Genomic DNA, 12049 nt, shown 5'->3' on the forward strand with positions numbered 1-12049 from the left:
ATGAGAACCCGATACACACGCATCCCGCTGCTGCTCGCCGCCCTGCTGACGCTCGCCGGCTGCTCGCTGGCGCCGGTCTACGAACGCCCCGCGGTCGCCACCCCGGCCGCCTTCAAGGAAGCCGACCCGGCGCTCGAAGCCGACGCCGCGGCGCGCTGGAAGACCGCCGCGCCGGCCGAGGACCGGCACCGCGGCGAATGGTGGCGCCTGTTCGGCGACGACACCCTGAACGCGCTCGAAGCCGAGGCGCTGGCAGCCAACCAGGACCTCAAGGCCGCCGCCGCCCGCCTCGCCCAGGCGCGCGCGCTGGAAGGCAGCGCCCGTTCCGAGCGCATGCCGCAGGTCGACGCCGGCTTCGGCCCCACCCGCCAGCGCCCCTCGCCCGCCTCGCAGGGGCTGGACGAGGATGCCTCGGTATCGCCCAACACCCTGTGGCGCGCCCAGGCCGGCATCTCGTACGAAGTGGACCTGTTCGGCCGCGTCGCCTCGACGGTGGACGCCGCCGGCGCCGACACCCAGCAGCAGGAAGCCCTGCTGCGCTCGGTGCAGCTCGCGCTGCAGGCCGACGTCGCCCAGGCCTACTTCCTGCTGCGCGAACTCGACGCCGAGCAGGCGCTGTTCCGCGCCACCGTGGCGTTGCGCGGCGAAGCGCTGAAGCTGGTGCAGCGCCGCTTCGAGGCCGGCGACATCGGCGAGCTGGACGTGGCCCGCGCCCGCACCGAGCTGGCCTCGGCGCAGTCGGAAGCGCACGGCATCGCCCGCCGCCGCGCCGCGGCGGAACACGCGCTCGCCATCCTGCTCGGCAAGCCGCCGGCCGAATTCAGCTTCGCCGCGCAGCCGCTCGCCCGCATCGCGGTGACGGTGCCCGCCGGCCTGCCTTCGGCGCTGCTCGAACGCCGCCCCGACATCGCCGCCGCCGAGCGCGCCATGGCCGCGGCCAACGCCCGCATCGGCGCGGCCCGCGCCGCCTTCTTCCCACGCCTGTCGCTGACCGGCGCGCTCGGCTACGAATCCGCCGAACTCGGCGATCTGTTCCAGTGGTCGAGCCGGACCTTCCTGCTCGGCCCGCTGGCGGGCACCATGCTGTCGCTGCCCATCTTCGATGGCGGCCGCCGCCAGGCCGAACTCGACCGCGCCCGCGCGGTGTACGAGGAAGACGTGGCGCGCTACCGCCAGACGGTGCTGGGCGCCTTCCGCGAGGTGGAGGACGGGCTGGCCAGCCTGCGCCTGCTCGGCGGCCAGACCCGCGCGCAGGACGAAGCGGTGACGGCGGCCGAACGCGCCGCGCGGCTGTCGCAACTGCAATACCGCGAAGGCGCGGCGAGCTACTTCGAGGTCATCGACGCCGACCGCAGCGTGCTGCAGCAGCGCCGGGTGGCGGTGCAGCTCGACGGCGAGCGCGCGCGCTCGACGGTGGCGCTGATCCGGGCGCTGGGCGGCGGCTGGGACGCGGAGCCGGGCCGGCTGCCGCTGGCCGCCGCCGCGGCCGACTGAGCCGGCCGCCGGAAAAACAAAAGGCCGCGTGCTGGCGCACGCGGCCTTTCGCCGTGACGGCGGCCGGGGTCAGCCGCAGGTGCCCACCGCGCCGCAGGCGGTGCAGAAGTCGCAGCCGTCCTTGCGGATCACCGTGTGGTTGCCGCATTCGCTGCACAGCGCACCCTGCATCAACTGCGGCTCGCTGTCGTCCCGGGGCGACTCCAGGATGCCCATCTCGCGGGTCGGGTAGCCCTTTTCATCCAACACGCCGAGCATGGCGTAGCGGTGGATCATCAACTGGGCGATGTAGGCCACCGTGCTGGGGTAGTTCTGCTGGCGCTTGGTGCCGGGGATGAAGGCCATGAAGTCGCCGAGCGGCTCGGGGTAGTCGAGCAGCTTGCGCAGCTTCATGCCGATCCACGCCGGGTCCATGACGCGCATGTCGAGCGACAGGATGCGGGTCAGGCCGTCCAGGGCGCGCGGATAGTTGCCGGACAGCCACACCGAGTAGGGGCGGGTGACGCCGTCCGGCAGGGTGATTTCCTTCAGGCCGAGGACGAAATCCTCGCTGGTGGCCGGGTTGTAGATGTCCACCGTCCACGACAGCGTGCCGTCGGTGCCGGTCTTGGGCTCTTCCTGGCTGAACAGGGTCTCCAGCACCGGCGAGGCTTCCTCGGTGCCGAAGGCGTTGAGCTGCTCGCAGCGGTAGCGCACCACCTGGGCGAAGGCGGACACCGCGCCCGGCATCAGCTTCTTCTCGCCGTGGGGCGGGAAGGGCATCTCGAAGGACTTCTCGCCCACGGTGCGGGCCAGGGTGTCGAGCTTGAGCTTGAGCCAGCCGCGGTCGTTGGCGCGCATGTCCATGGACAGGGTCTTGGCCACCGCGCCCAGCCCGCGCGGCTGGTCGGCACCGTTCACCCACACCTCGAAGGGGAAGCTGCCGCCGTTGTTGCCGTCCTGGCCGACGAACAGCGCGAAGTCGCCGCTCGGGGTGTTGAGCATGTAGGTCCACGCCATGTTGCCGTCCGGCATCTCGGGGCGGCCCGGCCAGCGCAGGCTGGCGAGCACCGGGGCGGGCAGGCTCTTGATGGACAGGCGCTTGTTGGCGTCGGCGATCTCCACGTCGTGGGGCTGCTTCTGCCCGGTGGTGGGCGTCACCGACAGCACCGAACCCAGCACGGAGTTGGGGCGGTAGGTGGCCAGGCCCTTCAGGCCGGCCTTCCACGCGGTGAGGTAGAGGTCCTCGAACTCGGCGTAGGGGTAGTCCTCCGGCACGTTGACGGTCTTGGAGATGGAGGTGTCGATGTACGGGGCGACCACCGCCACCATGTCCTTGTGGGCCTGGGCGGAGATTTCCAGCGCGGTGACGAAGTAGGGCGGCAGCTTGGCCACGTTGCCGCCGGTGTGGCGGTACAGGCGCCAGGCGTAGTCCTCCACCGCGTACTCCTTGAAGGTGCCGTCGGCCATGCGCTTCTTGCGCGTGTAGGTGTAGGAGAAGGGCGGTTCGATGCCGTTGGAGGCGTTGTCGGCGAAGGCCAGACTGATGGTGCCGGTGGGCGCGATGGACAGCAGGTGGGAGTTGCGGATGCCGTGCTTGCGGATCTTGTCCTTCACGTCGGCCGGCAGGCGCGAAGCGAAGTTGCCGCCGGAGAGATACATGTCGGCATTGAAGAGCGGGAAGGCGCCGCGCTCGCGCGCCAGTTCCACCGAGGCCAGGTAGGCGCGGTTGCGCATGTACTCGGAGATCTGGCGGGCCACTTCGCGCGCTTCCGGCGTGTCGTAGCGCTTGGCCAGCATGATCAGCGTGTCGCCCAGGCCGGTGAAGCCGAGGCCGACGCGGCGCTTGGACTGGGCTTCGTTGGACTGCTGTTCGAGGGGCCAGTGGGTCACGTCGAGCACGTTGTCCAGCATGCGGATGGAGGTGTCCACGACCTTGCCGAAGGCGGGGTAGTCGAACTCGGCCTGCTCGGTGAACGGATTCTTGACGAAGGGGGTGAGGTTGATCGAGCCCAGGCAGCAGCAGCCGTAGGGCGGCAGCGGCTGTTCGGCGCAGGGGTTGGTGGCCTCGATGGTCTCGCAGTAGTACAGGTTGTTGTCCTGGTTCATGCGGTCCAGGAACAGGATGCCCGGCTCGGCGTGGTCGTAGGTGGAGCGCATGATCTGGTCCCACAGATCGCGCGCGCGCACCTTGCGGTACACCCAGGCGCCGTCGTCGCGCTGGTAGGCGCCGGCGGCCTTGAAGTCCTCGGCCGGTTCGGCCTTGTGCAGCAGCTCCACGTCGCCGTCGGCTTCCACCGCCTTCATGAAGAGGTCGGAGACGCCCACCGAGATGTTGAAGTTGGTCAGGTCGCCCTTGTCCTTGGCGTGGATGAATTCCTCGATGTCCGGGTGGTCGCAGCGCAGCACGCCCATCTGCGCGCCGCGCCGCGCGCCGGCCGATTCCACGGTCTCGCACGAGCGGTCGAACACGCGCATGTAGGACACCGGGCCGGAGGCGTTGGAATGGGTGCCCTTGACCAGCGCGCCCTTGGGGCGGATGGAGGAGAAATCGTAGCCCACGCCGCCGCCGCGCCGCATGGTCTCGGCGGCCTGCGCCAGCGCGGTGTAGATGCCCGGACGGCCGTCCACGGCCTCGGTGACCGAATCGCCCACCGGCTGCACGAAGCAGTTGATCAGCGTGGCCTGCAGCTTGGTGCCGGCGGCGCTGTTGATGCGCCCGGCGGGCACGAAGCCCTTTTCCTGCGCTTCGAGGAACTTGGCTTCCCAGTGGGCGCGCTTGTCCTCGGCCTCGACCGCGGCCAGCGCGCGCGCGACGCGCCGGCGCACTTCGGTGATCGTGGCTTCCTCGCCCTTGGCGTATTTCTCGATCAGGACTTCGCCGGAGATCTCTTGCGGTGCGAGCGTGGAGGCATCGGCCTTGCCGCCCGCCCGGGTGTGGGTCGTAGCGCTCATGTGGTGGGTCCGTTGTTGTGTGTTCGTGGGGGAGCTGAAACGTTGTGAAGCATAGCTCCAAATGCTTTCCGGCGCAAAAAAATAAAATTCAATAAAAACAATACGATATGCATTCATATCGTATGTCAACACATCTTTTGCTACTACATCTAGTAGCGCTCGTTGGCCGGTCGGAGAGGGGGGAAGTCTTGGAATTGCTGGGAAACGTGGGGCAAAGGCCTGCGCGGGTGGCGCCATGTCCTCTTCGCCGCCCATGTCCTCAAGGACGGTTTGAAGACGATCCGGCAGCAGTGAAAAGGCGCGATGGGCCTTTTTTTGATCTGCGTTATATCCATACGGATATTACGGATATTAAATGACTGCCAATGCATTCATCAGATTCTGTCTGAGCTTTCAGGCAAATCTCAGATTTTCTTCGAATACGCTGTATGTGTAAGAACACAACGATATCAGGGAGGGAATCGATGACGAACCGATCCGCACTGCCCACGATGCTGCCGCGCCGGCCGAACCTGCCGGCCCTTGCCGTTCTGACCGCCTTCTTCCCCGCCCTCGCGGCGGCGCAGGAAGAGGCCGTCGCCCGCCCGTTCGAACTGGGAGCCGTCACGGTCACGGCGACGGTCCCGCAGATCGGCGAGATCGGCGAGGACCAGGTGGCGTCGGTGGTCACGCGCAAGGAGATGCGGCAGTTCAACCGCGACAACGTCGGCGACGCACTGAACCTGCTTTCGGGCGTCACGGTCTCGAACATGCAGAAGAACGAGAAACGGATCTACGTGCGCGGCTTCGATTCCCGCCAGGTCGGGCTGTTCATCGACGGCATTCCCGTCTACATCCCGTACGACGGGCTGGTGGACCTGAACCGCTTCACCACCGCCGACCTCGCCGCCGTCCAGGTGGCGAAGGGCTTCAGTTCGGTGGCCTACGGCCCCAACACCCTCGGCGGCGCGATCAACCTCATTTCCCGCAAGCCGCGGGTCCGGCTCGAAGGGGACGCGTCGATCGGCTTCGGCGAAGGAAACGAGCGGCAGGCCTCGGTCAACGTCGGCACCAACCAGGGGCTGTGGTATCTCCAGGCGGGCGCTTCCTACATCGAGAGCGACAATTTCCGGCTGTCGTCGGACTTCCGCCCGACCGCCACCGAGAACGGCGGGGCGCGCAACAATTCCTATCGCAAGGACGACAAGCTCTCGTTCAAGTTCGGCCTGACGCCGAACGCCACCGACGAGTACACCCTCAGCTACTACAAGCAGAACGGCGAGAAAGGGCAGCCCCCGTCCACCAACCCGGCCTCGGCGCGCTACTGGCAATGGCCCTACTGGGACAAGGAAAGCCTGTATTTCATCTCGCGCACGGCGCTCGGCCAGTCGGAGACGCTGAAGATCCGGCTGTACATCGACAAGTACGACAACGCCCTCGACATGTTCACGGACGCCACCTACACGACGCGGAGCAGCAACGGCACCGGTCCCAGCGTCTATGACGACGAGACCAAGGGCGGCTCGGTCGAGCTGGAGTCGACGCGCTTCGCGTCGCAGACCCTGCGCCTGGTGGCGCACTACAAGGAGGACCAGCACGACAAGTTCGACAGATCGAGAGCGACGATCGCCGTCGAGGACTTCAACGACAAGCTCGTCTCGTGGGCGATCGAGGACAACATCCAGATCGGTCCGAACCTGATGCTGTCGCTCGGCGCGGCACGCCACCAGTTGCGCCCCGACACCCTCTACGATTCGACCAAGCCGGGCCTCACCCTGCCCGGCAAGAAGACGGCGAACGATGCCCAGGCGGGCCTGTTCTACGACTGGTCGGCGGCGGTCCGGCTGTACGCGACGGTCGCCAGGAAGACACGCCTGCCGACGCTCAGCGACCGCTATTCGCAGTCGATGAACACCTACATCGAGAATCCGGACCTGCAACCGGAGGAGTCCGTCAACTACGAGATCGGCTACCAGGGAACGCCCTGGGCCGGCGCCAAGGCCGAGGCGGCGCTCTTCTACAGCGACATCGACGACAAGATCCAGACCTGGTACAGCAGCGGCGCCTCGTGTACCGCTGCAAACAAGTGCCAGCGGCGCAACATCGGCAAGGTGCGCAGCAAGGGGATCGAACTCGGCCTGCGCAGCCCGCTGTCCTCCCGCCTCGAGCTGGGCGGCAACTACACCTACATCGACCTCGAGAACGTCAGCGATCCGGCCACCCGTGTCACCGACGTGCCCAGGCACAAGATCATCCTGCACGCCCTGTTCCGCCCGGTGAGCTCGGTCGACCTGGTCGCCTTCGCCGAGCGCGACAGCAGCAAGTGGGTCTCGAACACCGTGCGGCTGGACGGTTTCACCACGCTCAACCTGAAGGCCGTCTGGCGCCCGGCCAAGAACATATCGGGCGAAGCCGGCGTCAACAACGCGACCGACAAGAACTATGAACTGGCCGACGGTTTCCCGAACCCCGGCCGCATGTGGTTCGCCAACGCCACCTACACTTTCTGACGGGGCGGGCGACATGCGCATCGACCGGGCATCGGAAAACGTCGTCAGGGCCGCGCTCGCCGGCCTCGCCGCGGCTGCGGTACTGGTGGCCGCCGGGCCAGCCCACGCCACCGGCGGGCCGGCGCTGGCGCAGGACGGCGGCTGCCTCGTCTGCCATCGCGGCGCCGAGCAGCGGATCGGCCCCGCCTTCCGCGACGTGGCGGCCCGCTACACCGGACGGGCGGACGCCGAGACCGTCCTCGCCCGGCACATCATCGCCGGCACCGGCCCGGCCGGCCAGGGCTGGCAAAAGGAGGGCAGGGCGCGCCTGCCGGTCATGCCGGCGAACGGCAACGTGACGCCGGAAGACGCGCGCAGGCTGGCGCGCTGGATTCTCGGCGTCGGCGGCGAAGTGGTCGACCCGCGGCAATTCAGGAGCGCCAGCGTCGGCGTCTCCGGCCTCGTTGCGCACCCGCTCGACCTGGACGTCGCCGCGCTGCGCGCCTTTCCCGTGCGCCGCCTCGACCTGGCGCCGGCCGGCGGCCGGGCGGACGAGGGCAAGCCGCCGGACCGCTTCGCGGGTGTCCTGCTGCGGGACATCCTGGAAAAAGCCTCGGTTACCTTCGGCAGCCATTTCGACCTAAAGAAAACGGTCGTCGTCGCCACCGCCACCGACGGCTACCGGGTCGTGTTCACGTGGAGCGAGCTGTTCTCCTCGCCGATCGGCGACGGCGCGCTGGTGTTCTTCGAGAAGAACGGCCGGCCGCTCGCCGATGACGAAGGCAGCGTCGCCCTGCTCTCGGCGGGGGACGACAGCACCGCCTCGCGCTACCTCAAGTGGCTGAAAACGATCGAGGTGCGCAGGCTCGCCGACTGAGCGGAGCGCCGCCGCGCCGACCGATGATCAACGGGCCGTCATGAAAAAAGAAACCGCAATCGCTGCACTGCCCGAGCCGCCGACGGTGATGGCCATCCCCGCTGCCGCCATCGTGCATGCCCACCACGCCTCCGTCGACGGCCTTCTTGCCGATTTCGCATTCGGCCTGCGCAAGCGCGGCTGGCGCGTGTGCGGCATCGTCCAGCAGCACCGGGGCGAAGCCAAGGAGGATACGGTCCTCGTGGACCTCGACCACGGTCTTTCCTTTCCGCTCTTCCAGAAGCTCGGCGCCGGCTCGACCTCGTGCAGCGTCGACCCGGGCGGCGTCGCCGCCGCCAGCATCGCGTTGCGCCGTGCCCTCGACGAAGGTGCCGACCTGGCCATTGCCAACCGCTTCGGCGCGCTGGAAGCGGCCGGCGGCGGCTTCGCCGCCGAGATGCTGGCGCTGATGAGCGAGGGCCGGCCGCTGCTCACCGTCGTCGCCGACGACTGGCTGCGCGACTGGCGCTGGTTCACCGGCGGCTGCGGCAGCGAGCTGCCGGCCAGCCCGCCGGCGCTCGAAGAGTGGTTTGCCGGCGTCGTCGGCGCGGGGGAAAAGCGATGAAGCGCCGCACCCTGCTCGGCGCCCTGGCCGCGGCCCCGCTGCTGCCGCTGCTTGCCGCCCGCGCCGGCGAGGGTGCGACGAGCACCGTCGCCGCCACCTTCGGCCGCCTGCCGGCCCCGGCCGACGTCCGCCGCGTCTTCGCCGGCGGCGCGCCGGCCAGCGCGCTGCTCGCCGTGCTCGCGCCGGAGAAGCTGCTCGGCTGGCCGTGGAACGTTTCCGCCGAGGCGCGCGCCTGGCTGCCGCCGGCGGTGCGCGGGCTGCCCCAGGTCGGGCGGCTGGCCGGGCGCGGCAGCACGATGTCGAACGAAACCCTGCTGCAACTGCAGCCCGATCTCATCCTCGACGTCGGCACCGTCGACGCCACCTACCTCTCCGCCATGCAGCGCGTGGCCGAGCAGACCGGGCTGCCGTGCGTGCTGGTGCACGGGCGGCTGGCCGAACATCCGGCGCAGTTGCGCGAGGTCGGCCGCCTGCTCGGCGTCGCCGCGCGCGGCGAACGGCTCGCCGCCTGGGCCGAGGAGACCATCGCGCTGGCCGGGCGCGTGCGCGCCGCGGTGCCGCCGGAAAAGCGTCCGCGCGTCTATTACGCGCGCGGCGCCGGCGGGCTGGAAACCGGGCTGGCCGGCTCGATCAACATGGAGACGATCGACTTCGCCGGCGGCCGCAACGTCGCCGCCGAGTCCGGCCGTGGCGGCATCGCCAAGGTTTCGCTCGAACAGGTGCTGGCCTGAGACCCGGACGTGATCGTCACGCAGGACCGCGAATTCGCCCGCCGCGTGCTCGACGATCCGCTGTGGCGGCCGCTCGCGGCCGTGCGCGAGCGCCGCGTGTACCTGGCGCCGACCCGGCCCTTCGGCTGGCTCGACGTGCCGCCGAGCGTGAACCGCCTGATCGGCGTGCGCTGGCTGCTGGCGCTGCTCCACCCCGGCCGCGGCGACGACGCGGCGTCCCTGCGCGCGGCCACGGCCGACTTCTACCGGCTGTTCTACGGCGTCGAGCCGGGCGCGGCGGCGTTCGACGCGCTGCTCGGCGGCGAGGCATGAGCATTCCCGTGCGCCCTGCCGCCGCCTGGCTGGCGGCCTCCGCTGCGCTGCTGGCGGTGCTCGTCACCGCCTTCGCCGTCGGCAAGTTCCCGGTGGCGCCGGGCGACCTGCTGCGCTCGCTCGCCGGCCGCCTCTCCGGCACCGGCTCCGGCCTGCCAGCGGCGGTGGATACCGTGGTGTGGAACATCCGCCTGCCGCGCGTCGCCGCCGGCGTCGTGGTCGGCGCCGTGCTCGCCGCGGCCGGCGCCGCCTACCAGGGCATGTTCCGCAACCCGCTGGTGTCGCCGGACATCCTCGGCGTCTCGGCCGGCGCCGGGCTGGGCGCGACGCTCGGCATCTACCTCGGCCTGCCGCTCGCCCTCGTGCAGGGCATCGCCTTCGTCGGCGGCCTCCTCGCCGTCGCCTTCGTCTGGCGCATCGCCGCGCTGGTACAGCGGCACGATCCGGTGCTCGTCCTCGTGCTCGCCGGCGTCGCGCTCGGCGCGCTGCTCGGCGCCGGCATCTCGCTGGTCAAGATCATCTCCGACCCGTACACGCAGTTGCCGACCATCACTTTCTGGCTGCTTGGCGGCCTCAACGCGGTGACCCCGCACGACCTCGCGGCGACCGCGCCGGCCATGCTCGCCGGCCTGCTGCCGATGGCGCTGCTGCGCTGGCGCATCAACCTGCTCAGCCTCGCCGACGAGGAGGCGGCGGCGCTCGGCGTCGACGTCGGCCGCCTGCGCCTCGTCCTCGTCGCCGCGGCGACGCTGTCCACCGCCGCCGCCGTGTCGCTGGCCGGCATCGTCGGCTGGATCGGGCTGGTCGTGCCGCACGTCGCGCGGCTCTTGGTCGGCCCGGACTTCTTGCGCCTCTTGCCGGCCTCGCTGCTGCTCGGCGCCGGCTTCCTGGTCGCCACCGACACGCTGGCGCGCACCGTGGCGCCGATCGAACTGCCGCTCGGCATCCTCACCGCCGTGGTCGGCGCGCCGTTCTTCCTCTGGCTGCTGGCGCGCGCCGGGAGGCAAGCATGAGCGCCGCCGTCGAGGCCCGCGACCTGGCCATCGGCTATCCGGGCCGCCGCGTCGGCGCCGGCATCTCGCTCGGCATCCGCGCCGGCGAGGTGCTCTGCCTGCTCGGCCCGAACGGCAGCGGCAAGACGACGCTGTTCAAGACCCTGCTCGGCCTGCTGCCGCCGCTCGCAGGCGAGGTGCGCGTGCTCGGCGAGCCGGTCGCCGACTGGTCGCGCGCCGCCTTCGCGCGCAAGGTCGGCTACGTGCCGCAGGCGCACGCCGGCATCTTTCCGTTCACCGTCGAGGACATCGTGCTGATGGGCCGCGCCGCGCGCATCGAGCGCTTCGCCGCGCCGTCGCGGCACGACCGCGAGATCGCCGCCGACTGCCTGGCGGCGCTCGGCGTCGACCACCTGCGCACGCGCATTTACACCGAGATCAGCGGCGGCGAGCGGCAACTCACGCTGATCGCCCGCGCGCTGGCGCAGGAGCCGGCGCTCCTGGTCATGGACGAGCCGACGGCGAGCCTCGACTTCGGCAACCAGATCCGCGTCCTCGACCACATCGGCCGGCTGCGCAGGCGCGGCATCGCCGTGTTCATGTCCACCCACCAGCCGGAGCACGCGCTGCGCGTCGCCGACCGTATCGCGCTGCTGGCGCCGGGCCGGCTGGCCGGCCTCGGCGCGCCGGCCGAAGTGGCGACGCCGGACGCGCTCGCTGCGCTCTACGGCGTGGACGCGGCGGCCGTCGCCGCCAGCCTGCCGGCGTTCTCCCGATTCCCCCAGCACCGACCCGAGAGGCACGCATCATGAGCATCGCCGCCATCGACTTCGGCCGCCTCTACCGCGACCACCTCGCCGCCGCCAACCGCAACCCGAAACCTGCCGGCACCTGGGATGCGCGCGCCGGGGACATGAACCGCAAGACGCTGAAGAGCCGCTACGTCGACGAATTCATCGGCCGCATGGATCTCGCCGGCGCGCGCACGCTGCTCGACGTCGGCTGCGGCACCGGCACCATCTGCCTGCCGCTCGCCGAACGCCTGGAACGCGTGATCGGCCTCGACTTCAGCCGCGGGATGCTCGACGCGCTGCTCGACAACGCGGCGGCGCTCGGCCGCAACAACGTCGAGGCCCTGCACCTCGCCTGGGAGGACGACTGGGCGGCGGTGCCGGCCTGCGACATCGTCGTCGCCTCGCGCTCGACCACGGTGGCCGACCTGGAAGCCGCGCTGCACAAGCTGAACGACAAGGCGAAGCGGCGGGTGTACCTGACCCACCTGGTCGGCGGCCGTTTCGTCGATGCCGCGGTGATCGAGGCCGTCGGCCGCGACCTGCCGGCGTTGCCGGACTACATCTACGCCGTGAACATCCTGCACCGCATGGGCATCCACCCGCGCCTCGACTACATCGAGGCCGAGGGCCGGCTGAGCGGTGCGGCCGGTTTCGACGAATTCGCCGCGCGCGTCGGCTGGGCGCTCGGCGAACTCTCCGCCGCCGAGCGCGAACGCCTGCATGCGTGGTACCTGCGCCAGCCGGCGCCGATCCCCGGCGTACCGATGCGCTGGGCTTTCATCTCCTGGGACAAGCGGCCGGGTTGAACGGAAACCGGGACACCCCATGACCCCCGACACGCAC

General features: G+C 70.1%; 10 protein-coding genes. 9 read left to right on the forward strand and 1 reads right to left on the reverse strand.

Going from position 1 to position 12049, the window contains the following annotated elements; genetic code table 11:
• A complete protein-coding gene (locus E6O51_RS06345; RefSeq protein WP_136384135.1) occupies positions 1-1494 on the forward strand; it encodes an efflux transporter outer membrane subunit in 1494 nt (497 codons plus the stop codon).
• 69 nt (positions 1495-1563) lie between these two features.
• Here E6O51_RS06345 and E6O51_RS06350 read toward each other — a convergent pair whose 3' ends face one another.
• On the reverse strand, positions 1564-4428 hold the full coding sequence (locus E6O51_RS06350; RefSeq protein ID WP_136384136.1) for an adenosylcobalamin-dependent ribonucleoside-diphosphate reductase: 2865 nt from the start codon (positions 4426-4428) through the stop codon (positions 1564-1566).
• 464 nt (positions 4429-4892) lie between these two features.
• On the opposite strand from E6O51_RS06350, the gene E6O51_RS06355 reads away from it, so the two are divergent.
• The 8 genes from E6O51_RS06355 to E6O51_RS06385 are packed head-to-tail and all read left to right on the forward strand — an operon-like array spanning position 4893 to position 12012.
• On the forward strand, positions 4893-6917 hold the full coding sequence (locus E6O51_RS06355) for a TonB-dependent receptor plug domain-containing protein (protein ID WP_211091339.1): 2025 nt from the start codon (positions 4893-4895) through the stop codon (positions 6915-6917).
• 13 nt (positions 6918-6930) lie between these two features.
• On the forward strand, positions 6931-7773 hold the full coding sequence (locus E6O51_RS21805; RefSeq protein WP_168735201.1) for a molybdopterin-dependent oxidoreductase: 843 nt from the start codon (positions 6931-6933) through the stop codon (positions 7771-7773).
• Positions 7774-7813: 40 nt separating this feature from the next.
• Entirely contained in the window at positions 7814-8377 is a 564-nt protein-coding gene (locus E6O51_RS06365; RefSeq protein ID WP_136384137.1) for a DUF2478 domain-containing protein, read from the forward strand.
• A complete protein-coding gene (locus E6O51_RS06370) occupies positions 8374-9108 on the forward strand; it encodes an ABC transporter substrate-binding protein (RefSeq protein WP_211091340.1) in 735 nt (244 codons plus the stop codon). Before E6O51_RS06365 ends, E6O51_RS06370 begins: the two co-directional genes overlap by 4 nt.
• Before the next feature lie 9 nt (positions 9109-9117).
• Positions 9118-9420, forward strand: a complete 303-nt coding sequence (locus E6O51_RS22045) for a TroA family protein (RefSeq protein WP_211091341.1) — start codon at positions 9118-9120, stop codon at positions 9418-9420.
• On the forward strand, positions 9417-10433 hold the full coding sequence (locus tag E6O51_RS06375) for a FecCD family ABC transporter permease (protein ID WP_211091342.1): 1017 nt from the start codon (positions 9417-9419) through the stop codon (positions 10431-10433). Before E6O51_RS22045 ends, E6O51_RS06375 begins: the two co-directional genes overlap by 4 nt.
• Entirely contained in the window at positions 10430-11224 is a 795-nt protein-coding gene (locus E6O51_RS06380) for an ABC transporter ATP-binding protein (protein WP_136384138.1), read from the forward strand. The genes E6O51_RS06375 and E6O51_RS06380 overlap by 4 nt, the downstream gene beginning before the upstream one ends.
• Positions 11221-12012, forward strand: coding sequence for a class I SAM-dependent methyltransferase (locus E6O51_RS06385; protein ID WP_136384139.1), 792 nt, complete (start codon positions 11221-11223; stop codon positions 12010-12012). Before E6O51_RS06380 ends, E6O51_RS06385 begins: the two co-directional genes overlap by 4 nt.
• Positions 12013-12049: the final 37 nt, after the last annotated feature.

This window comes from Pseudothauera rhizosphaerae (genome assembly GCF_004801305.1).
Taxonomy (GTDB): Bacteria; Pseudomonadota; Gammaproteobacteria; order Burkholderiales; family Rhodocyclaceae; genus Pseudothauera; species Pseudothauera rhizosphaerae.